Source organism: Pseudomonas putida (assembly GCF_028682455.1).
Lineage (GTDB): Bacteria > Pseudomonadota > Gammaproteobacteria > Pseudomonadales > Pseudomonadaceae > Aquipseudomonas > Aquipseudomonas putida_AA.
This window is the reverse complement of the sequence record NZ_JANHLD010000003.1, coordinates 175,351-196,513: the sequence shown is the minus strand read 5'-3', so window position 1 is coordinate 196,513 and position 21,163 is coordinate 175,351. Positions and strand designations below refer to the sequence as shown.

18 protein-coding genes and 2 pseudogenes are annotated in these 21,163 nt (G+C 62.9%); 14 read left to right on the top strand and 6 right to left on the bottom strand.

Annotated elements, in window-relative coordinates; all coding sequences use genetic code 11:
• Positions 1–6: 6 nt before the first annotated feature.
• Positions 7–777, top strand: a complete 771-nt coding sequence (locus tag NPS58_RS18035; protein WP_274116705.1) for an electron transfer flavoprotein subunit beta — start codon at positions 7–9, stop codon at positions 775–777.
• A 507-nt stretch (positions 778–1,284) separates the two neighbouring features.
• Here the strand turns inward: NPS58_RS18035 and gbcA are convergent.
• Positions 1,285–2,577: a glycine-betaine demethylase subunit GbcA gene (gene gbcA / locus NPS58_RS18030; protein WP_028942237.1), complete on the bottom strand. Its 1,293-nt coding sequence runs from the start codon at positions 2,575–2,577 to the stop codon at positions 1,285–1,287.
• 143 nt (positions 2,578–2,720) lie between these two features.
• A complete protein-coding gene (locus NPS58_RS18025) occupies positions 2,721–2,864 on the bottom strand; it encodes a hypothetical protein (RefSeq protein ID WP_274116704.1) in 144 nt (47 codons plus the stop codon).
• On the opposite strand from NPS58_RS18025, the gene gbcB reads away from it, so the two are divergent.
• Complete coding sequence (gbcB, locus tag NPS58_RS18020; RefSeq protein ID WP_274116703.1) at positions 2,863–3,960, top strand: glycine-betaine demethylase subunit GbcB; 1,098 nt, start codon at positions 2,863–2,865, stop codon at positions 3,958–3,960. The two genes, NPS58_RS18025 and gbcB, sit on opposite strands and share 2 nt — an antisense overlap.
• Before the next feature lie 61 nt (positions 3,961–4,021).
• Here the strand turns inward: gbcB and NPS58_RS29675 are convergent, their stop codons facing one another.
• Positions 4,022–4,885, bottom strand: a complete 864-nt coding sequence (locus tag NPS58_RS29675; protein WP_425313100.1) for a methyl-accepting chemotaxis protein — start codon at positions 4,883–4,885, stop codon at positions 4,022–4,024.
• A pseudogene (locus NPS58_RS29670) lies at positions 4,877–5,632 on the bottom strand (MCP four helix bundle domain-containing protein); the annotation flags it as partial. The gene NPS58_RS29675 and the pseudogene NPS58_RS29670, both read right to left, overlap by 9 nt.
• Before the next feature lie 289 nt (positions 5,633–5,921).
• Here NPS58_RS29670 and NPS58_RS18010 point away from each other — a divergent pair.
• From NPS58_RS18010 to NPS58_RS29660, 4 genes and pseudogenes are all read left to right on the top strand, one after another.
• A complete protein-coding gene (locus NPS58_RS18010; RefSeq protein WP_028942234.1) occupies positions 5,922–6,152 on the top strand; it encodes a hypothetical protein in 231 nt (76 codons plus the stop codon).
• Positions 6,149–6,451, top strand: coding sequence for a cell division protein ZapA (locus NPS58_RS18005; RefSeq protein ID WP_274116701.1), 303 nt, complete (start codon positions 6,149–6,151; stop codon positions 6,449–6,451). The genes NPS58_RS18010 and NPS58_RS18005 overlap by 4 nt, the downstream gene beginning before the upstream one ends.
• Positions 6,452–6,608: 157 nt before the next feature.
• Positions 6,609–7,682: pseudogene (locus NPS58_RS29665) on the top strand (HAMP domain-containing protein); the annotation flags it as partial.
• 126 nt (positions 7,683–7,808) lie between these two features.
• A complete protein-coding gene (locus NPS58_RS29660; protein ID WP_425313099.1) occupies positions 7,809–8,546 on the top strand; it encodes a methyl-accepting chemotaxis protein in 738 nt (245 codons plus the stop codon).
• 141 nt (positions 8,547–8,687) lie between these two features.
• On the opposite strand, the gene NPS58_RS17995 is transcribed toward NPS58_RS29660, so the two are convergent.
• Positions 8,688–9,728 (bottom strand): low specificity L-threonine aldolase, encoded by a 1,041-nt coding sequence (locus NPS58_RS17995; protein WP_274116699.1) that lies wholly within the window; start codon positions 9,726–9,728, stop codon positions 8,688–8,690.
• Between the two features lie 232 nt (positions 9,729–9,960).
• On the opposite strand from NPS58_RS17995, the gene NPS58_RS17990 reads away from it, so the two are divergent.
• The 8 genes from NPS58_RS17990 to NPS58_RS17955 all read left to right on the top strand — a co-directional run bounded on the left by NPS58_RS17990 (position 9,961) and on the right by NPS58_RS17955 (position 19,707).
• The gene (locus NPS58_RS17990; protein WP_274116698.1) at positions 9,961–11,214 is read left to right on the top strand and encodes a serine hydroxymethyltransferase; all 1,254 of its coding nucleotides are present in this window, start codon (positions 9,961–9,963) and stop codon (positions 11,212–11,214) included.
• Positions 11,215–11,234: 20 nt separating this feature from the next.
• The gene (locus NPS58_RS17985; protein ID WP_274116697.1) at positions 11,235–12,485 is read left to right on the top strand and encodes a sarcosine oxidase subunit beta family protein; all 1,251 of its coding nucleotides are present in this window, start codon (positions 11,235–11,237) and stop codon (positions 12,483–12,485) included.
• 14 nt (positions 12,486–12,499) lie between these two features.
• Complete coding sequence (locus NPS58_RS17980; protein ID WP_274116696.1) at positions 12,500–12,829, top strand: sarcosine oxidase subunit delta; 330 nt, start codon at positions 12,500–12,502, stop codon at positions 12,827–12,829.
• Positions 12,826–15,843, top strand: a complete 3,018-nt coding sequence (locus NPS58_RS17975) for a sarcosine oxidase subunit alpha (RefSeq protein ID WP_274116695.1) — start codon at positions 12,826–12,828, stop codon at positions 15,841–15,843. Before NPS58_RS17980 ends, NPS58_RS17975 begins: the two co-directional genes overlap by 4 nt.
• 96 nt (positions 15,844–15,939) lie before the next feature.
• Positions 15,940–16,572, top strand: a complete 633-nt coding sequence (locus NPS58_RS17970) for a sarcosine oxidase subunit gamma (RefSeq protein ID WP_274116694.1) — start codon at positions 15,940–15,942, stop codon at positions 16,570–16,572.
• An 11-nt stretch (positions 16,573–16,583) separates the two neighbouring features.
• Positions 16,584–17,441: a formyltetrahydrofolate deformylase gene (gene purU / locus NPS58_RS17965; RefSeq protein WP_274116693.1), complete on the top strand. Its 858-nt coding sequence runs from the start codon at positions 16,584–16,586 to the stop codon at positions 17,439–17,441.
• Positions 17,442–17,597: 156 nt separating this feature from the next.
• Entirely contained in the window at positions 17,598–18,797 is a 1,200-nt protein-coding gene (gene fdhA / locus NPS58_RS17960) for a formaldehyde dehydrogenase, glutathione-independent (RefSeq protein WP_028942224.1), read from the top strand.
• A 340-nt stretch (positions 18,798–19,137) separates the two neighbouring features.
• Positions 19,138–19,707, top strand: a complete 570-nt coding sequence (locus NPS58_RS17955) for a DUF2780 domain-containing protein (protein ID WP_274116692.1) — start codon at positions 19,138–19,140, stop codon at positions 19,705–19,707.
• Between the two features lie 6 nt (positions 19,708–19,713).
• Here NPS58_RS17955 and NPS58_RS17950 read toward each other — a convergent pair whose 3' ends face one another.
• Positions 19,714–21,057, bottom strand: a complete 1,344-nt coding sequence (locus NPS58_RS17950; protein ID WP_274116691.1) for an APC family permease — start codon at positions 21,055–21,057, stop codon at positions 19,714–19,716.
• Between the last annotated feature and the right edge of the window lie 106 nt (positions 21,058–21,163).

The following is a 21,163-nucleotide window of genomic DNA, read 5'->3' as shown; positions in this document are numbered from 1 at the left end:
ATAACTATGAGTACCAAGGTCGTCAGTCTGGTTTCCATCGGTGCCCACCCAAGCTCGGGCCGCAGCCGGCGGGCCGAGCAAGACGCCCGGGCCGTGGAGCTGGGGTTGCAACTGGCTGGGGATAACTTGCAGGTGCTGCATGCCGGCGACCCCCGGGAGCCGGCCTTGCGGGCCTACTTGGGCATGGGGCTGGCGCAGCTTGATGTGCTCGAACAGCCGGCGGGTGCCGATGCCCTGGGCGTGCTTGGGGATTACTTGCGCGATGCCGGCGCCCAGCTGGTGCTCACCGGCAGCCAGGCGGAAACCGGGGAAGGTTCGGGCATGTTGCCCTTCCTGCTGGCCGAGCGTCTGGGCTGGCCACTGGTGGTGGGCCTGGCGGAAGTCGAATCTATCCACAACGGTGTGGCCCAAGTGCTGCAAGCCCTGCCCCGTGGGCAGCGGCGCCGGCTCAAGGTGCGCCTGCCGCTGCTCGCCACTGTGGATAACGCCGCGCCCAAGCCGCGCCAGAGTGCCTTTGGTCCGGCGCGACGCGGCATCCTGGCTGCACGGCAAGTGGCAATCGTCGAAGACGAGTTGTTCACAGGTGCAGAACTGCAACCGGCCAAGCCACGTCCCAAGCGCCTGAAAGTGATCAAGGCCAAGAGCGGTGCCGACCGTATGAAAGCGGCGACTGCCAAGGCCAGTGGCGGCGGTGGCCAGGTTCTCAAGGATATGAGCCCCGAAGCGGGCGCCGAGGCCATTCTCAAACTGCTGGTGGAAGAAGGCGTCCTGCGCTGAGCGCCTTACCCACAATCCTTGTTGGTGGCTCTGTGGATAATATGTTCGCCTATGACTGAAAGCCCCGTGGATCAAGGCTTTCAGAGAATTGATCAAAAAACGTCCAGATTGCTGTTTTCCCCCCTTCCATAACGCTAAAGCCGTGTAATTACACGGCTTTCAGCGTTATCCACAAGTCCTTTCCCTGCGCCGTACTTTTGCACACAAAGTCTGTTGGTCGCTTTGTGGATAAGGTGTTCGCCTTCCTCTGGGGGCCGCGTATTCAAAGGCTTGCAGAGTATTGGTCAAAAAACGTCCAATTAGCCTGATTTGATGACGATGAAGTTTTCCACAGGGGCGAAGCCAGGTTTCCCACAATTGCTGTGGGTTGTCCTGTGGATAAAGTGTTTGCTGTGTGGGGCGGGCCAGTGGGGGCGGGGGGTTGCGAGTGGTGGTTGTTTTTTGTACAGCATCACCGGGCAAGCCCGCTCCTACAAGGTAGGAGCGGGCTTGCCCCGCTAATGGTCGCTACTGTGCAGCCACACCTTTGAGATAAGGCGCAGGCGCCGCCCCCAGGTTGCTCAGCACCCGCTCGCTGTACCAGTCCACAAAGTTCACCACGCCAAACTCGTAGGTCTTGGAGTAAGGCCCTGGCTGGTAGGCCGTGGAGTTGATCCCGCGCTGGTTCTCTTCGGCCAGGCGACGGTCCTGGTCGTTGGTCGCATCCCACACCTGGCGCATGCGCGCCGGGTCGTAGTCCACACCTTCGACCGCATCCTTGTGTACCAGCCACTTGGTGGTGACCATGGTTTCCTGAGCGCTGATCGGCCACACGGTGAAGACGATAATGTGATCGCCCATGCAGTGGTTCCACGAATGCGGCAGGTGCAGGATGCGCATCGAGCCAAGGTCGGGGTTCTTGATCCGTCCCATGAGTTTCTGGCAGCCCTGCTTGCCGTCCAGGGTCATGGACACGGTGCCTTTGAGCAGCGGCATGCGCACGATACGGTTGCGCAGGCCGAAGCTTGCATGGGCGTAGGGGATCTTCTCCGCGTCCCAGGCCGCAGCAGAGGCTGCGACGTGGTCCTTGAACGCCTGGTCGGCCCGTGGGTCGGTGACGTCGTCCCATTCCAGCAGGGTCTTGAGCAGTTCCGGGTGCGAACCGCTGCAGTGGTAGCACTCGCGGTTGTTTTCCAGCACCAGCTTCCAGTTGGCCTTTTCCATCAGGGTGGTTTGCACCGCCACCTTGGTGTTCTCCATGTCGTAGGGCTCCATGTAGTGAGCCAGGGTGGCGAGGAAGTCGTCGATGGCCGGCGGGTTCTCGGCCAGGCTGATGAAGATGTAGCCACCGGCGGTTTTTACATGCACAGGCTTGAGACCGTACTGCTTCATGTCGAAGTCAGCGCCCATTTCGGTGCCCGCGAACAGCAGGCGGCCGTCGAGCTCGTAGGTCCACTGGTGGTAATGGCAGACGAGCTTGGCCACCTTGCCCTTCTCGCTGGTGCACAGGCGCGAGCCACGGTGACGGCAGACGTTATGGAAGGCATGCACCTGGCCTTCGGCACCGCGCACCACCAGGATCGGGTTCTTGCCGATCTGCAGGGTGAGGAAGTTGCCCTTGGTCGGGATTTCGCAGGTCATCCCGGCGATCAGCCATTCCTTCTGGAAGATTTCTTCCATGTCGATCTGGAACAGGCGCTCGTCGCAATAGAACGGCTGCGGCAGCGAGAAGGTGCGCTCGCGGTTCTGCAGCATCTCGGCGGTGGCCTTGCGCGCAGGTTCCAGTGGATCGCCCAGACTCAAAGTTGCGGTGACGTCCATCGTGTAGGTCCTCGTGGCCAGTGCTTGTGGCCGGTGAAAGTGGCTAATCGTTGTTATGGCGACGCAAGGCTCAGATACAGCAGTTCATTTGCGATGGAGTGTGCGTTCGAAGCCGCCTTGAACCATATCCATGGACGACATGATCAGATCCGTTTCCGACGCGCGAGCCCTTGCAGCAGGGGGCTGGTCGCGATAAGCACGCCGATGTCGCGGATAGGAAAGTGCTCGTGTCGCAGCTTGATCAGAATCGCAGCCATCAGGCCGCAGTCGGCCGTGGAGACGAGCATGTCCAACTTCCTCAATCCGGTCAGCACCCAGACCTGGGCCAACGGCCGCCACATCGTCCGTTGCGTCAAGGTGATCCAGGAAACCTGGGATGTGCGCACCTTCTGTTTCATGGCCGACCAACCGATCATGTTCTTCTTCAAGCCGGGCCAGTTCGTGACTCTGGAGCTTGAGATCGACGGCGTGCCGATCATGCGCTCCTACACCATCTCCAGCTCGCCATCGGTGCCCTACAGCTTCTCGGTGACAATCAAGCGGGTGCCGGGCGGCAAGGTCTCCAACTGGCTGCACGACACCCTGCACGAAGGCCAGGAGCTGGCGGTGCACGGGCCGGTGGGGCTGTTCAACGCCATCGACTTCCCGAGCCCCAAGGTGCTGTACCTGAGCGGCGGCGTCGGCATCACCCCGGTGATGTCCATGGCCCGCTGGTTCTATGACACCAATGGCAATGTCGACATGGTGTTCGTGCACAGCGCCCGCTCGCCCAAGGACATCATCTATCACCGCGAGCTTGAGCACATGGCGTCGCGGATCGATAACTTCAGTCTGCACATTATTTGCGAGAAGCACGGCCTGGGTGAGCCGTGGGCCGGTTACCGCGGCTACCTGAACCAGAAACTGATGGAGCTGATTGCCCCGGACTACATGGAGCGCGAGATTTTCTGCTGCGGTCCCACGCCCTACATGCATGCGGTCAAGCGCCTGCTCGAAGGCAGCGGCTACGACATGAGCCGCTACCACGAGGAGTCGTTCGGGGCGACCCCGGCCGAGGTCAAGGCCGACGCGGTGGAGCTTGCCGAGCAGGCTGCCGATGCGCCGGAAGTGGACAATGCCGACCTGCACCAGGTGGAGTTCACCGCGGCCGGCAAAAGCATCCGCGTGGCGCCAGGCGAGACCGTGCATGCCGCGGCGGCCAAGCTGGGCCTGATGATTCCCAAGGCCTGCGGCATGGGGATCTGCGGCACCTGCAAGGTCCTCAAACTGGGCGGGGAGGTGGAGATGGAGCACAACGGCGGCATCACCGATGACGACGTCGCCGAAGGCTACATCCTGTCGTGCTGCAGCGTGCCGAAAGGGGATGTGCGGATCGAGTACTGATACCGCGACCAACACTCGACCTGTGGAGCAGGTCGGCAGGAGCGGGCCAGCCCCGCGATGACTACACGCTGAAGCGTGCCACCAGGCCGTTGAGGTCCACGGCCAGGCGCGACAGCTCGGCACTCGCGGCGCTGGTCTGGTGGGCGCCGGTGGCCGACTGCACCGACAGGTCGTTGATGTTGACCAGGTTGCGGTCCACTTCACGGGCGACCTGGGCCTGCTCTTCGGCCGCGCTGGCGATCACCAGGTTGCGTTCGTTGATCTGGGCCACGGCGTCGGTAATGGTGTCCAGCGCAAGGCCGGCGCCACGGGCGATGTTCAGGGTCGACTCGGCACGTTCGGTGCTGTTGCGCATGGAGTTGACCGCCTGCTCGGTGCCGCCCTGGATGCTACCGATCATCCGTTCGATTTCGCTGGTCGACTGTTGCGTGCGGTGGGCCAGTGCGCGTACTTCGTCGGCCACCACGGCAAAGCCGCGACCGGCTTCACCAGCGCGCGCCGCTTCGATGGCGGCGTTGAGGGCCAGCAGGTTGGTCTGGTCGGCCAGGCCGCGAATCACATCCAGTACCTTGCCGATGTCCCGCGACTCTTCTGCCAGGTTGCCGATCAAGTCGGCGGTGCCTTGCACATCGACACTCATGCGCTCGATGGCCGTAACGGTTTCCAGGACCAGGTCACGACCGTCGCCGGCTGAACGGGTCGCTGCCTGGGAGGCCTCGGAAGTGCTGACGGCGTTGCGGGCCACTTCTTCCACGGCGCTGGTCATTTCGGTGACGGCGGTGGCGGCTTGTTCGATCTCGTTGTTCTGCTGTTGCAGGCCACGGGCGCTTTCATCGGTGACGCTGTTGAGCTCTTCGGCCGCCGAGGCCAGTTGGGTGGCGGAACCTGCGATCAACTGCAGGGTGTCGCGCAGTTTGTTCTGCATCTTGGCCATGGCCCGCAGCAGACGCGCGGCTTCGTCCTGGCCATCGGCTTCGATGCGGCGGGTGAGGTCGCCTTCGGCGATGCGCTCGGCGGCCTGCAGGGCTTCGTCGATGGGCTTGACGATGCTGCGGGTCAGCAGCAGGGCGCAGAGCAGGGTCAGCAACGTGGCGGCGAGCAACAGGCCGATCACCAGGGCGACGGCATGGCTGTATTGGTCGGCCGCCGTTTGGTTGATCTCCCGGGTCTGTTCAGTGTTGATGGCCACCAACTGATCCATGATCTTGTTGATCTGCTCGGAGCTTTCGAGCATGTCACCGTTGATCAGTTGGCGCAGGGCCTCGAGGTCATTGTTCTGCGAGACCAGACGCATGCGGTTTTCCAGTTGCCGGTACTGGGTCAGCAACTGCACGTACTGGTTGTAGGCCGCGCGCTCCTGGGGGCCATAAATCAGCGGCTCATAGATCCGTCGGGCATCGTCGATCTGCTGGTGGCGCTGGTCGATCAGTTGCAGGGTGCTTCGCACCGTCTCGGCTTCGCGGTTGATCAGCAGGCGGTACGAGAGGGTGCGCAGGCGCAGGGTCAGTTGGGTCAGCTGGTCGAGGTTGGTGATACTCGGGACGGTGGACTGCTCGATGATCTCGCCGGCCTGGCGGATCTTGCTCATCTGGTTCAGGGCGAACAGCCCCAGGCCCAGCATCAAGGCACAGATCAAGGAAAACCCCAGCAACGCGCGTGGGGCAATGTTCATGTTTCGTAGGGACATGGTGTATTCCGGGAGGGAAAGGGAGGCGCGATCCGTGCGACAGATTCAAGACTGACTTGCCTATCGGTCAGCTGAATCAACTCTTGAGGGGCTGAAGATGAATTAGTGAGCCCGCTATCTTCTTTCCTGACGGGCGGCTGCCAATATGGGGAACCGGACCCCGGATGCCGGGTCAATCTGCACCAGCGCGAAGCGTCTAAACCCGATATCCCTGGCTAGCACGCGGACTTTTCATTATCGTGTGCGCCCCCCGAAAAACCCCGAGAAGGTAATCATGTTGGAAACTTCCCTCAGTCAATTGGAACAACTGGTCGGCGACCTGGTACAGAAAAATCAGGAATTGGCCGAACGCAACGCCCAGATCAGCGCCGAACTGGCCCAGGCCAAGGACGAAAACGAAAGCCTGCAGCTGTCGCTGATGGAGCAGGAAGAGAAGCAGGGCGCCACCGCTGCACGTATCCAGGCCCTGGTCGAGCGCGCCAGCGTCGGTGCCGTCAACGCATGAGAACTCCAGCACAGCCGATCAATGTCGTGTCGATTCTTGGCAGCGACTATTCGATCAAGGCCCCCGAAGGCCAGGAGCAGGCCCTGGCCCAGGCCGTGCAGATGCTCAATGCGTCGCTGGCCGAGACCAAGCGCAAGTACCCCACCCTGATCGGTGACAAGCTGCTGGTACTGGCAGCCCTCAACCTGTGCTCCCAGCAGATCGAACTGCAACAGCAGCACCAGCAGGCCCTCGACCGTTACCAAGAGCAAGTCAGCGCCACGGTCGATGTGATTGCCCGGACCATCGGCAACAGCTGATCGGCCCTCGCAAAACCGTTCACCCTTCTTTTGCTCGCTCACTGCCCCGACGGCAGTGGGCGGCATTGTCGTGGGTCACTGGAATAATTGTATTTCCTTCTGTATACAATTGGCCTGTCTATTGCAGTACAGGGCTTATTTACTCAGGGGAAGATTCATGCAGTTCTGGCGGCGCAGTATCCAATGGCAATTGATCGCAAGCATGGGCGCAGCCCTGTTGGTGAGCATCCTTGTCGTGGTGGGAATCTACTCGGTGGCGGTCAACCGCCTGACCGAGCGTTACTTGGTCGAGACCGCCTTGCCGGCGAGCATTGAGGCGATTCGTAACGACATCGAGCGTATGCTCGCCCGTCCGTTGACCGCGGCGGCCGACATCGCCAACAACACCTTGCTGCGCGACTGGCTGGCGGCGGGCGAAGACCCGGCCCAGGCGGGGCAGTTTGTCGAGTACCTGCAAGCCCTACGGCAGCAAAACCAGGCCTTCACCGCGTTGTTCGCGGCCACCGAAACCAGCCACTACTACAACGAGAAGGGCCTGGACCGGACTTTGAGTCGCAGCAATCCGGCCGACAAATGGTTCTACGGTTTCATCGACAGCGGCAACCCGCGCTTGCTCAACATCGACACCGATGGCAGCACGGGCGAACTGGCGTTGTTCATCGACTATCGAGTGGAAAAGGCCGGCAAGCTGGTGGGTATCGCCGGCCTGGGCCTGCGCATGACCGAACTGTCGGAGCTGATCCACAACTTCAGCTTCGGTGAGCGCGGTCGGGTGTTCCTGGTGCGGGGCGACGGGCTGATCCAGGTCCACCCCGACCAGCAGCTCAGCGGCCAACGCACACTCGCCGAGCAGATCGGAGAGTCGGCCGCCAAGGCCGTGCTGGAGCGCAAGGACAGCCTGCACAGCAGTCGCTTCGAGCGTGACGGTGAAGGTTACCTGGCGTTGAGCCTGCCTTTGCGCGACCTGAACTGGACGCTGGTCGCCGAAGTGCCGGAGGCACAGATCTATGCCCCGGTGCGCGATACGGTATGGATGACCAGCCTGATCGGCGGTGCGATTGCCCTGCTGTCGCTGTTGCTGGTGGTATTGCTGGCGCGGGGCATTGTTCGCCCGATTCGCCGGGTAACCGGTGCCTTGATGGCCATCGGCAATGGTGGTGGCGACCTGACTCACCGGCTGGATGAAGCCCGTGCCGACGAGCTGGGAGATCTGGCGCGGGGGTTCAATCGGTTCCTGGACAACCAGCGCGGCCTGATCGGCGAGGTGCTGCGAACCACCGAGCATCTGCACAGGGCTGTAAGCCAGGTGACCGAAGTGGTGGAAAACACCGCGGACCGTTCGCTGCGCCAGCAGGAAATGACCGAGATGGTGGCGACGGCCGTGCACCAGATGGGGCTCACCGTGCAAGACATCGCCCAGAATGCAGGCAACGCCGCCCAGGCTTCGCAGACCGCCCGCAGCGAGGCCCTTCATGCCCGTGAAGTGGTGCAGCGTTCGATTGCCCACATCGAGGGGATGTCGGGCGAGATTGGCTTGGCGGCGGGGGCGGTGACCCAGCTGGCTGAGGAGGTGGCGTCCATCGACGAAGTGTTGGCGGTGATCCGCAGCATTTCCGAGCAGACCAACCTGCTGGCGCTCAATGCCGCGATCGAGGCGGCGCGGGCGGGCGAAATGGGCCGTGGCTTTGCCGTGGTGGCGGATGAGGTACGCACCCTGGCGCAACGTACCCAGGTGTCGACCGATGAGATCCAGCACATGATCCTGCGCCTCAAGCAGGGGGCTGGCAATGCGGTGGCCTCGATGCATGCCGGGCAGGCGGCGACGGGCACCGGGCTGGAGTCGAGCCAGCGCACCGGGGCGTCATTGACCACCATTACCGGGCAGGTGGAACACATCAGCGACATGAACCTGCAGGTGGCGACGGCGACGGAGGAGCAGTCGGCGGTGACCGACGAGATTAACCGTAATGTGCAGGGGATTTCCGATCTGGCGCGCCAGACGGCGGCTGAAGTGCAGGGCTGTCGGGAGGATTGCCGGGCGCTGCGGGGACTGGCCGAGGACCTGGCGCGGCAGATGGGTGGGTTCAGGCTGTAGGAGGCGGTTTAGATGGTTTGGATGGTGTGGGAGCATGGGCATAGGGCCGGTTTTGCCATCGCTGGCAAGCCAGCTTCCACAGCGCTCAGCTATTACCGAATGTTGCGCCAGTCACTGCGCCACTGGCTCCCACAGGGGGCTTCAGGCCCCCATGGCCGCGCGGATATCCGCCGCCAATTCCCGCACCCGCGCCTCGTCGGTATCCCACGAGCACATGAACCGCGCGCCGCCGCTACCGATGAAGGTATAGAACCGCCAGCCCTTGTTGCGCAAGGCTTCCAGGGCCGGTTCCGACATCTGCAGGAATACCCCGTTGGCTTCCACCGGGAACATCAGTTCCACACCCGGCACATCGCTGACCAGTTCGCTGAGCAACTGCGCGCAACGGTTGGCATGGCTGCCGTACTTGAGCCAGGCACCGGATTCCAGCAGGCCCACCCACGGGGCGGATAGAAAGCGCATCTTCGAGGCCAGCTGGCCGGCCTGCTTGCAGCGGTAGTCGAAGTCTTCAGCCAGCTTGCGGTTGAAGAACAGGATCGCTTCACCTACCGCCATGCCATTTTTGGTGCCGCCAAAGCACAGCACATCGACCCCGGCCTTCCAGGTCAGCTCGGCCGGCGAGACGCCGAGGTAGGCGCAGGCGTTGCTGAAGCGGGCGCCGTCCATGTGCAGGTTCAGGCCCAGCTCTTTGCAGGTGGCGCTGATCGCCCTGAGCTCGTCAGGGCGATAAACGGTCCCCACTTCGGTAGCCTGGGTGATGGTGACCACCCGTGGCTTGGGGTAGTGGATGTCCTGGCGCTTGAGAGCGACTTCGCGGATCGACTCGGGGGTGAGCTTGCCGGCCACGCTGCGGGCGGTCAGCAACTTGGAGCCGTTGGAGAAGAACTCAGGGGCACCGCACTCGTCGGTCTCGACGTGGGCGGTCTCCGAGCAGATCACGCTGTGATAGCTCTGGCACAGGGACGACAGCGCCAGGGAGTTGGCGGCGGTGCCGTTGAAGGCGAAGAACACTTCGCAGTCGGTTTCGAACAGTTGGCGGAAGTACTCGGCGGCGCGGGCAGTCCATTGGTCGTCGCCGTATGAGCGGTCATGACCCTGGTTGGCTTTTTCCATTGCGGCCCAGGCTTCGGGGCAGATACCGGAATAGTTGTCGCTGGCGAATTGCTGGCTTTGATCTGTCATGACGGTGTCCTGAGTACGACGCAGGAGAGCACTGTAAAACAACCGGGATGAACGGAGAAGCGTCGCGGGGCAAGCCCGCGCCTACAGGTGGCTCTTGCCCCGCGACAAGGGGCATGTCGTAAACGCACCACTGCAAGGCGTGCGTAGGCATCTGGGCCGTCTGCGTCGGTCATACCATCGCTGAAAAGGGCAAATGCCCCACAAGACCGATGCCGCTGCCGGGAGAGACGCGATGTTCAGCAAGCAAGACCAGATCCAGGGTTACGACGATGCACTGCTGGCGGCGATGGATGCCGAGGAGCAACGCCAGGAAGATCACATCGAGCTGATCGCTTCGGAGAACTACACCAGCAAGCGCGTCATGCAGGCCCAGGGCAGCGGCCTGACCAACAAATACGCCGAAGGCTACCCGGGCAAACGCTACTACGGCGGTTGCGAGCATGTGGATAAAGTCGAGCAACTGGCCATCGATCGTGCCAAGCAGCTGTTCGGCGCCGACTACGCCAACGTCCAGCCGCACTCCGGCTCCTCGGCCAACAGCGCCGTGTACCTGGCCTTGCTGCAAGCGGGCGATACCATCCTGGGCATGAGCCTGGCCCACGGCGGCCACCTGACCCACGGCGCCAAGGTGTCGTCCTCGGGCAAGCTGTACAACGCCGTGCAGTACGGCATCGACACCAGGACGGGCCTGATCGACTACGACGAAGTCGAGCGCCTGGCCGTTGAGTGCAAGCCGAAGATGATCGTCGCTGGCTTCTCGGCCTACTCCAAGACCCTGGACTTCCCTCGCTTTCGCCAGATCGCCGACAAGGTCGGTGCCTACCTGTTCGTCGACATGGCCCACGTTGCCGGCCTTGTCGCCGCTGGCCTGTACCCGAACCCGCTGCCCTACGCCGACGTGGTCACCACCACCACCCACAAGACCCTGCGCGGTCCCCGTGGCGGCCTGATCCTGGCGCGCAGCAACGAAGAAATCGAGAAGAAGCTCAATGCCGCGGTGTTCCCCGGCGCCCAGGGCGGCCCGCTGATGCACGTGATCGCCGGTAAGGCGGTGTGCTTCAAGGAGGCGCTGGAGCCAGGCTTCAAGACCTATCAACAGCAAGTGATCGACAACGCCCAGGCCATGGCCCAGGTGTTCATCGACCGTGGTTATGACGTGGTGTCCGGTGGCACCGACAACCACCTGTTCCTGGTCAGCCTGATCCGCCAGGGGCTGACCGGCAAAGACGCCGACGCCGCCCTGGGGCGGGCCCACATCACTGTGAACAAGAATGCCGTACCGAACGACCCGCAGTCGCCGTTCGTGACCTCGGGCCTGCGTATCGGCACCCCGGCAGTCACCAGCCGCGGCTTCAAGGTTGTCCAGTGCGTGGAGCTGGCCGGCTGGATCTGCGACATCCTCGACAACCTCGGCGATGCCGATGTCGAGGCCGATGTCGCGAAGAACGTGTCGGCACTGTGTGCAGATTTTCCGGTTTATCGCTGAGTGGTCCAGGAGTAAAGACTATGCAACGTTACTCAGGCTTCGGCCTTTTCAAGCACTCGCTCAGCCACCACGAAAACTGGCAGCGCATGTGGCGCACGCCCACCCCGAAGAAGGTCTACGACGTGGTCATCGTCGGCGGTGGCGGGCACGGCCTGGCAACCGCCTACTACCTGGCCAAGGAACACGGCATTACCAACGTGGCAGTGGTCGAGAAAGGCTGGCTGGGTGGCGGCAATACCGCGCGCAACACCACCATCGTGCGCTCCAACTACCTGTGGGACGAGTCGGCGCACCTCTATGAGCACGCCATGAAGCTCTGGGAAGGCCTGTCGCAAGACATCAACTACAACGTGATGTTTTCCCAGCGCGGCGTCTACAACCTTTGTCACACCCTGCAGGACATGCGTGACTCCGAGCGCCGGGTCAGCGCCAACCGCCTCAACGGCGTGGACGGCGAGCTGCTCGACGCCAGGCAGGTGGCCGAAGAGATTCCCTACCTGGACTGCTCCAAGAACACCCGCTATCCAATCATGGGCGCCACTGTGCAGCGGCGCGGTGGCGTGGCCCGTCACGACGCCGTGGCCTGGGGCTTTGCCCGCGCCGCCGACGCCCTGGGCGTGGACCTGATCCAGCAGACCGAAGTGATCGGCTTTCGCAAGGAAAATGGCGTGGTCATCGGCGTGGAGACCAACAAGGGCTTCATCGGCGCCAAGCGCGTCGGCGTGGTCACTGCCGGTAACTCCGGGCACATGGCCAAGCTCGCCGGCTTCCGCCTGCCAATCGAGTCGCACCCGCTGCAGGCGCTGGTGTCCGAGCCACTCAAGCCGATCATCGACAGCGTGATCATGTCCAACGCCGTGCATGGCTACATCAGCCAGTCCGACAAGGGCGACCTGGTCATCGGCGCCGGCATCGACGGCTGGGTCGGCTACGGCCAGCGGGGCTCCTACCCGGTGATCGAGCACACCCTGCAAGCTATCGTCGAGATGTTCCCGATTCTTTCGCGGGTGCGCATGAACCGCCAATGGGGCGGCATCGTCGACACCACGCCAGACGCCTGCCCGATCATCTCCAAGACCCCGGTCAAGAACATGTTCTTCAACTGTGGCTGGGGAACCGGTGGCTTCAAGGCCACTCCGGGCTCGGGCAACGTCTTTGCCGCAAGCCTGGCCAAGGGCGAAATGCACCCGCTGGCCAAACCCTTTTCCATCGACCGTTTCCACAACGGTGCACTGATCGACGAACACGGCGCCGCCGCTGTCGCCCACTAACAGGAGAAATCCCCATGTTGCATATCTTCTGTCCCCATTGCGGCGAGCTGCGCTCCGAAGAGGAGTTTCATGCCGCAGGTCAGGCGCACATTCCGCGGCCTCTGGACCCCAACGCCTGCACCGACGAGGAGTGGGGCGACTACATGTTCTTTCGCGACAACCCGCGTGGCTTGCACCACGAGCTGTGGATTCACGCCGCCGGGTGCCGCCAGTACTTCAACGCCACCCGTGACACGGTGACCTACGAAATTCTGGAAACCTATCCGATCGGCGCCAAGCCGCAAGTGACCGGCAAAAACACCAGCCCGCAGTTGGCAGTCAGTGGTCAGGGAGAAAAGGTATGAGCCAGGTCTATCGCCTGTCCAACGGCGGTCGTATCGATCGCAGCAAGGTCTTGAACTTCACCTTCAACGGCCAGCCCTACCAGGGCTACGCCGGCGACACCCTGGCGGCCGCCTTGCTGGCCAACGGCGTGGACATCGTCGGGCGCAGCTTCAAGTACTCGCGCCCGCGCGGCATCATCGCCGCAGGTTCCGAAGAGCCGAACGCCATCTTGCAGGTCGGCGCCACCGAGGGTACCCAGGTGCCTAACGTGCGGGCCACCCAACAGGCGCTGTACGCGGGCCTGGTGGCCACCAGTACCAACGGCTGGCCGAGCGTGAACACCGACGTCATGGGGATTCTCGGCAAAGTCGGCGGCAAGCTGATGCCGCCGGGCTTCTACTACAAGACGTTCATGTACCCGCAGTCGTTCTGGATGACCTACGAGAAGTACATCCGCAAAGCCGCCGGCCTTGGCCGCGCGCCACTTGAAAACGACCCGGACACCTACGACTACATGAGCCAGCACTGCGATGTGCTGGTGGTGGGCGCAGGCCCGGCGGGCCTTGCCGCAGCCCTGGCTGCAGGCCGTAGCGGCGCCCGCGTGATACTCGCCGATGAGCAGGAAGAGTTCGGCGGCAGCCTGCTCGACAGCCGCGAAACCCTCGACGGCAAACCGGCCGCCGAGTGGGTCGCGGCCGTGGTTGCCGAGCTCAAGACCCTGCCGGAAGTGACCCTGCTGCCACGCGCCACGGTCAACGGCTACCACGACCACAACTTCCTCACCATTCACGAGCGCCTGACCGATCACCTGGGCGATCGCGCGCCGATCGGCCAGGTGCGCCAGCGCATGCACCGGGTTCGCGCCAAGCGCGTGGTGCTGGCTACCGGCGCCCACGAGCGTCCGCTGGTGTATGGCAACAACGATGTGCCGGGCAACATGCTCGCTGGCGCAGTCTCTACCTACGTGCGTCGTTACGGCGTGGCGCCGGGCCGCAACCTGGTGCTGTCGACCAACAATGACCATGCCTACCGCGTTGCCCTGGACTGGCACGACGCCGGCCTGAAAGTGGTCGCCATCGCCGATGCCCGCCACAACCCGCGGGGTTCGCTGGTGGAAGAAGCACGGGCCAAAGGCATTCGTATCCTCACTTCAAGCGCTGTGATCGAGTCGCGTGGCAGCAAGCACGTTACCGCTGCCCGGGTCGCCGCCATCGACGTCAAGGCACACACAGTGACCAGCCCAGGCGAGTGGCTGGACTGCGACCTGGTCGCCACCTCCGGCGGCTACAGCCCAGTGGTCCACCTGGCCTCGCACCTGGGCGGCAAGCCGATCTGGCGTGAGGACATCCTTGGCTTCGTGCCCGGTGATGCACCGCAAAAACGCGTCTGCGTGGGTGGCATCAACGGTGTATTCGCCCTGGGCGACACCCTGGCCGATGGTTTCGAAGGGGGCGTGCGCGCTGCCACCGAAGCCGGCTTCAAGGCGGTAGCCGGTAGCCTGCCGAAAGTGTTGGCACGTCAGGAAGAAGCCACCGTGGCCCTGTTCCAGGTACCCCACGACAAGAACACTGCACGGGCGCCGAAGCAGTTCGTCGACCAGCAGAACGACGTGACCGCAGCGGCTATCGAATTGGCTACCCGCGAGGGCTTCGAGTCGGTCGAGCACGTCAAGCGCTACACCGCTCTGGGCTTCGGTACCGACCAGGGCAAGCTGGGCAATATCAATGGCCTGGCCATCGCTGCCCGCTCCATGGGCATCACCATCCCGGAAATGGGCACCACCATGTTCCGTCCCAACTACACGCCGATCACCTTCGGCGCGGTGGCCGGGCGGCACTGTGGCCACCTGTTCGAGCCGGTGCGCTTTACCGCACTGCATGCCTGGCACCTGAAGAATGGCGCCGAGTTCGAAGACGTCGGTCAGTGGAAGCGCCCTTGGTACTTCCCGCGCAATGGCGAGGATATCCATGCTGCCGTGGCCCGCGAGTGCAAGGCCGTGCGCGATAGCGTCGGCCTGCTCGACGCCTCGACCCTGGGCAAGATCGACATCCAGGGGCCGGACGCCCGCGAGTTCCTCAACCGCATCTACACCAACGCCTGGACCAAGCTCGATGTGGGCAAGGCGCGCTACGGCCTGATGTGCAAGGAAGACGGCATGGTCTTCGACGACGGCGTCACCGCCTGCGTCGGCGAGAACCACTTCATCATGACCACTACCACCGGCGGTGCGGCCCGTGTGCTGCAATGGCTGGAGATCTACCAGCAGACCGAATGGCCGGACCTGAAGGTGTACTTCACCTCGGTGACCGACCACTGGGCGACCCTTACGTTGTCCGGGCCCAACAGCCGCAAGCTGCTTGGCGAAGTGACCGACATCGACCTGGACAAGGACGCCTTCCCGTTCATGACCTGGAAGGAAGGCCTGGTTGCCGGTGTGCCGGCGCGGGTGTTTCGGATCTCGTTCACCGGCGAGCTGTCGTACGAGGTCAACATCCAGGCCAACTACGCCATGGGTGTGCTGGAGAAAATCGTCGAGGCCGGCAAGCAGTACAACCTGACCCCCTACGGTACCGAGACCATGCACGTGCTGCGGGCCGAGAAGGGCTTCATCATCGTCGGCCAGGACACCGATGGCTCGATGACCCCGGACGACCTGAACATGGGCTGGTGCGTGGGCCGCACCAAGCCGTTCTCGTGGATCGGCTGGCGCGGGATGAACCGTGAGGACTGCGTGCGCGAAAACCGCAAGCAACTGGTGGGCCTCAAGCCGGTCGACCCGAACCAGTGGCTGCCGGAAGGCGCGCAACTGGTGTTCGACCCCAAGCAACCGATCCCGATGGACATGGTCGGCCACGTGACCTCCAGCTACGCCAGCAACTCCCTGGGTTACTCATTCGCCATGGGCGTGGTCAAGGGTGGGCTCAAGCGCCTGGGTGAGCGGGTGTACTCGCCCCAGGCGGATGGCAGCGTGATCGAAGCGCAGATCTGTTCCTCGGTGTTCTTCGATCCGAAGGGCGAACGGCAGAACGTGTAGGAGCGGGCTTGCCCCGCGAGACAGTGGGCCTGACAGACCGCGATCGCGGGTCAAGCCCGCTCCTACAAAGTCCCCAGAATTCAAGGCAGGTGAGTCATGAGCACAGTCAATGTTTACCAGCAATGCCCCGGCACCAGCGTCAAGGCCGAGTCGCCGCTTCACCATGCCGACCTGCGCAGCCTGGTCGGCAAAGGCCGCAAGAACGCCGGGGTGACCCTGCGGGAACACAAGTTTCTCGGTCACCTGACCCTGCGTGGCGACGGCCGCGACCCGGCCTTCGCCGGTGGTGTGTTCAAGGCTCTGGGCCTGGAGCTGCCCGTGGCCCTGACCGTGGTCGCCAATGGCGAGATGTCGCTGCAATGGCTGGGCCCGGATGAGTGGCTGCTGATCGTTCCGGGCGGGCAGGAGTTTGCCGTCGAGCAGAAGCTGCGCGATGCCCTCGATGGCCAGCATATCCAGGTGGTCAACGTCAGCGGCGGGCAGACCCTGCTGGAACTGAGCGGCCCCAACGTGCGCGAAGTGCTGATGAAATCCACCAGCTATGATGTACATCCGAACAACTTCCCCGTCGGCAAGGCCGTGGGCACGGTGTTCGCCAAGTCGCAACTGGTGATCCGCCGCACCGGCGAGGAAACCTGGGAACTGCTGATTCGCCGCAGCTTCTCCGACTACTGGTGGTTGTGGCTGCAGGATGCGGCAGCCGAGTACGGTTTGGCCATCGAGGCCTAGGGAGCGTTGTCATGAGCCGAGCACCGGACACCTGGATTCTCACCGCTGACTGTCCGAGCCTGCTCGGCACGGTGGATGTGGTGACGCGCTACCTGTACGAGCAGCAGTGCTATGTCACCGAGCATCATTCCTTCGATGATCGTTTGTCGGGACGCTTCTTCATTCGGGTGGAGTTTCGCCAGGCCGACGACTTCGACGAAGCCAGCTTCCGGGCCGGCCTTGCCGAGCGCGGCGAAGCCTTCGGCATGCTGTTCGAGCTGACCGCACCCAAGCACCGGCCCAAAGTGGTGATCATGGTCTCCAAGGCCGATCACTGCCTCAACGACCTGCTGTATCGCCAGCGCATCGGTCAGTTGGGCATGGATGTGGTGGCGGTGATCTCCAACCATCCCGACCTCGAGCCGCTGGCCCACTGGCATCGAATCCCCTATTACCACTTCGCCCTCGACCCGCTCGACAAGCCGGCTCAGGAGCGCAAGGTGCTGCAGGTGATCGAGGAGTCCGGTGCGGAACTGGTGATCCTTGCCCGCTACATGCAGGTGCTGTCGCCGGAGTTGTGCCGCAAGCTCGACGGCTGGGCGATCAACATCCACCACTCGCTACTGCCGGGCTTCAAGGGTGCCAAGCCGTACCACCAGGCCTACAACAAGGGCGTGAAACTGGTGGGCGCCACGGCCCATTACATCAACAACGACCTCGACGAAGGGCCGATCATTGCCCAGGGTGTCGAGGCAGTGGATCACAGCCATTACCCCGAAGACCTGATCGCCAGGGGGCGCGACATCGAGTGCCTGACGTTGGCGCGGGCGGTGGGGTATCACATCGAGCGGCGGGTATTCTTGAACGCCAACAGGACGGTAGTGCTCTGACGGCCGCCATCGCTGGCAAGCCAGCTCCCACAGTGGGAGCTGGCTTTCCAGCGATAGGGCCTTCGAAGCGGAAACTTGATTCCAGTAACACAGCGCAACCCAAGGGCTGCGCACTTTGCACCGCTACATAACAACAAACTTTAGCGAGGTAAAAGCATGTCTGGTAATCGTGGTGTGGTGTATCTCGGCGCTGGCAAGGTCGAGGTGCAGAAAATTGACTACCCGAAAATGCAGGACCCACGTGGCAAGAAGATCGAGCACGGGGTAATCCTCAGGGTGGTCTCCACCAATATCTGTGGCTCCGACCAGCACATGGTGCGTGGTCGTACCACCGCCCAGGTCGGGCTGGTGCTGGGCCATGAAATTACCGGCGAGGTGATCGAGAAGGGCAGGGACGTCGAGAACCTGCAGATCGGCGACCTGGTCTCGGTACCTTTCAACGTTGCCTGCGGGCGCTGCCGCTCGTGCAAGGAGCAACACACCGGTGTCTGCCTGACGGTAAACCCGGCCCGCGCAGGTGGCGCCTACGGTTATGTCGACATGGGCGACTGGACCGGCGGCCAGGCCGAATACGTGCTGGTGCCGTATGCTGACTTCAACCTGTTGAAACTGCCGAACCGCGACAAGGCCATGGAGAAAATCCGCGACCTGACCTGCCTCTCGGACATCCTGCCAACCGGCTATCACGGTGCTGTCACCGCCGGTGTCGGCCCGGGCAGCTCGGTGTACATCGCCGGGGCCGGCCCGGTCGGCCTGGCGGCTGCCGCGTCGGCGCGCCTGCTGGGGGCTGCCGTGGTGATCGTGGGGGATGTGAATCCGGTGCGCCTGGCTCATGCCAAGGCCCAGGGCTTCGAGATCGCCGACCTGTCCCAGGACACGCCGCTGCACGAACAGATCGCCAACCTGCTGGGTGAGCCAGAGGTCGATTGCGCCGTCGATGCAGTGGGCTTCGAGGCCCGTGGCCACGGTCATGCCGGCGCCAAGCACGAAGCCCCGGCCACCGTGCTCAACTCACTGATGGGCGTGGTGCGGGTGGCGGGCAAGATCGGTATTCCCGGCCTGTACGTGACCGAAGACCCAGGTGCGGTGGATGCTGCGGCCAAGATCGGTAGCCTGAGCATCCGCTTTGGCCTGGGCTGGGCCAAGTCGCACAGCTTCCACACGGGGCAGACCCCGGTGATGAAATACAACCGCCAACTGATGCAGGCGATCATGTGGGATCGCATCAACATCGCCGAAGTGGTGGGTGTGCAGGTGATCAGCCTGGATCAGGCGCCTGAAGGGTATGGCGAGTTCGACGCGGGTGTACCGAAGAAGTTTGTGATCGATCCGCACAAGCTGTTCAGCGCGGCGTAAACCAAATCGCGTGGCAAGCCCGCGCAGGAGCGGGCTTGCCACGCGATACGCCCTACAACCAAACCGCATCCCAATGCGGATAGTCCGCCAATCTTTCCACCGGCATCACCACCCAGGCCAGGGTGCGTGCGGCGCCTTCCTGTTGGGCCTGACGGAACTGCACGACGATGGCGCGTGCTGCATGGAATTCTGCAAAAAAGGGTGAGCGATTACGGTTACTGGGCCTTGCGGTAGGAGCGGGCTTGCCCGGCGATGCCGGGCAAGCCTCCACGGAACAATCCCCTGCCTGTATAGTCCAATCCACGTTTTCCCTGCCTTTATGGCTGACGAGGTTATTTTCATGAAACGTTTCGCACTGGTCACCCTGATGACCCTGGCCGCCAGCCCGGTGTTTGCCTTCAATCTCAGCGATGCGGCCAATGCCGTCTCTGCCATGCAAGGCAACAAGGACGGTGCTGCCGTACAGGCACCAGCCGCCTCGGCGAATTTGCTCAATACCCTCGGCAGCGAGCTGAAGATCACCCCCGAACAAGCCATCGGCGGTACCGGCGCCCTGTTGGGCCTTGCCCGTAACCAGCTCAGCAGCACCGACTACGAGCAACTGAGCAAGGCCGTTCCTGGCCTGGACATGCTCTCCGGCGAAAACGCCCTGGGCGGTTTGAGCGGCCTGGGCGACCTGCTCGGCAAGAGCGGCAATTCCTCGGCCCTGAGCAACGCCCTGGGCAACAACGTCAAAGACACCAATGACCTCAACCAGGCCTTCAGCGCGCTGGGCATGGACACTGGCATGATCGGCCAGTTCGCCCCGCTGATCCTTCAATACCTCGGCCAGCAGGGCGTGGCCGGTTCACTGCTGCAGAACCTGGGCAGTCTGTGGACGACTACCCCGGCCACCGTACCGTCGGTGTAAGAACGTTCAACTGGCTTGCGAAAAGTCCACCATCCGCACCGGACGACGGAAGCCGGATGTCAGCACCAGCAGGTAGGCCAGCCCCAGTCCGAACCAGCTCAGGCCAATGGTCAGGGTCAGGGACGACAGGCTGGTCCACAGCCACAGGGTCAGGCTCATGCCCACCAGCGGTACCAGGCCGTAGCGCAGCAACCCTGCAGGGTTACGGTGGCAGGTTTCGTTGACCAGGTGAGTGCGGATCACCGCCAGGTTCACGGCCGAGAAGGCCACCAGCGCGCCGAAGCTGATCAGCGACGCCAGGGTGGAAAGGTCGATCACCAGCGCCAGCAGGGAGAAGGCCGACACCACCAGGGTGGCCATCACCGGTGTTCCAAAGCGCTGTGAAAGGCGACCGAAGCAACGCTGCGGCAGGACCTTGTCGCGGCCCATGGTGTAAAGAATCCGCGACACCGCCGCCTGCGAAGCCAGGGCCGAACCCAGGCTGCCGGCGACGAATGCGGCAGTGAAGAAGTTGGCCAGGAACTGGCCGCCAGCCTTGAACATCACTTCGTTGGCAGCGGCATCGGTGTTGGCGAAATGGCTGCCCGGCAGCACCAACTGGCTGATGTAGGCGAGCAGGGTGAACAGCAGGCCGGCGCCGAGGGTGGTGAGAATGATCGCCCGCGGCACATTGCGCTCCGGGTCCCTGGTTTCCTCGGCCAGGGTCGAAACGGCATCGAAGCCCAGAAACGACAGGCACAGCACCGCAGCCCCTGCCATCAGCGCGCCGAAGCCCGGCTGGCTGCCGTCGCCGGTCAAGGGCGAGAGCACATCGATGGGCTGGCCGCCCAGGGTCTTGAACGACATCGCCACGAACACACCGATGAACACGATCTGCGCGCCGACGATCAGGTTGCTGGTTTTAGCCACCGAGTGGATGCCGATCACGTTGAGCACGGTGACCAGGGCAATCGAGGCCAGGATGATGGTCCACACCGGGATGCTCGGAAAGGCGATGTTCAGGAACAGGCCGATCAGCAGGTAATTGATCATTGGGATGAACAGGTAGTCGAGCAGCAGCGACCAGCCGGCCAGAAAGCCGATATTGGGGCCGAATGCCAGGTTGGTGTAGGAGTAGGCGGACCCGGCTACCGGGAAGCGGCGCACCATGAAGCTGTACGAGGTGGCTGTGAACAACATGGCCACCAGGGTGACCAGGTAGGCACCGGCGGTGCGCCCGCCAGTGAGTTCGGTGACGATGCCGTAGGTGGTGAAGATGGTCAGCGGGACCATATAGACCAGACCGAAGAACACCAGGGCGGGGAGGCCCAGGACGCGGCGTAGCTGGGTATTGCTGGAGGAATTGGCCATTATCGATCCTGGCTTTTTGTAATTGTTAGCTGATCGATTTTTATCCAGTTAAACCGCTAATAGCAACGAAAGAATCCCTAATCTCAATTATAAATACAGATTTTAA

Excerpts from the sequence above, each read along its gene's own strand:
- NPS58_RS17970 (WP_274116694.1), top strand. The coding sequence starts at position 15,940 with ATGAGCACAGTCAATGTTTACCAGCAATGCCCCGGCACCAGCGTCAAG.
- NPS58_RS18005 (WP_274116701.1), top strand. The coding sequence starts at position 6,149 with ATGAGAACTCCAGCACAGCCGATCAATGTCGTGTCGATTCTTGGCAGC.
- purU (WP_274116693.1), top strand. The coding sequence starts at position 16,584 with ATGAGCCGAGCACCGGACACCTGGATTCTCACCGCTGACTGTCCGAGC.
- NPS58_RS18010 (WP_028942234.1), top strand. The coding sequence starts at position 5,922 with ATGTTGGAAACTTCCCTCAGTCAATTGGAACAACTGGTCGGCGACCTG.
- NPS58_RS29675 (WP_425313100.1), bottom strand. The coding sequence starts at position 4,885 with ATGCAGAACAAACTGCGCGACACCCTGCAGTTGATCGCAGGTTCCGCC.
- NPS58_RS17975 (WP_274116695.1), top strand. The coding sequence starts at position 12,826 with ATGAGCCAGGTCTATCGCCTGTCCAACGGCGGTCGTATCGATCGCAGC.
- gbcA (WP_028942237.1), bottom strand. The coding sequence starts at position 2,577 with ATGGACGTCACCGCAACTTTGAGTCTGGGCGATCCACTGGAACCTGCG.
- NPS58_RS18035 (WP_274116705.1), top strand. The coding sequence starts at position 7 with ATGAGTACCAAGGTCGTCAGTCTGGTTTCCATCGGTGCCCACCCAAGC.
- NPS58_RS17995 (WP_274116699.1), bottom strand. The coding sequence starts at position 9,728 with ATGACAGATCAAAGCCAGCAATTCGCCAGCGACAACTATTCCGGTATC.
- NPS58_RS17955 (WP_274116692.1), top strand. The coding sequence starts at position 19,138 with ATGAAACGTTTCGCACTGGTCACCCTGATGACCCTGGCCGCCAGCCCG.
- gbcB (WP_274116703.1), top strand. The coding sequence starts at position 2,863 with ATGTCCAACTTCCTCAATCCGGTCAGCACCCAGACCTGGGCCAACGGC.
- NPS58_RS17990 (WP_274116698.1), top strand. The coding sequence starts at position 9,961 with ATGTTCAGCAAGCAAGACCAGATCCAGGGTTACGACGATGCACTGCTG.
- NPS58_RS18025 (WP_274116704.1), bottom strand. The coding sequence starts at position 2,864 with ATGCTCGTCTCCACGGCCGACTGCGGCCTGATGGCTGCGATTCTGATC.
- NPS58_RS29660 (WP_425313099.1), top strand. The coding sequence starts at position 7,809 with ATGACCGAGATGGTGGCGACGGCCGTGCACCAGATGGGGCTCACCGTG.
- NPS58_RS17980 (WP_274116696.1), top strand. The coding sequence starts at position 12,500 with ATGTTGCATATCTTCTGTCCCCATTGCGGCGAGCTGCGCTCCGAAGAG.
- fdhA (WP_028942224.1), top strand. The coding sequence starts at position 17,598 with ATGTCTGGTAATCGTGGTGTGGTGTATCTCGGCGCTGGCAAGGTCGAG.
- NPS58_RS17950 (WP_274116691.1), bottom strand. The coding sequence starts at position 21,057 with ATGGCCAATTCCTCCAGCAATACCCAGCTACGCCGCGTCCTGGGCCTC.
- NPS58_RS17985 (WP_274116697.1), top strand. The coding sequence starts at position 11,235 with ATGCAACGTTACTCAGGCTTCGGCCTTTTCAAGCACTCGCTCAGCCAC.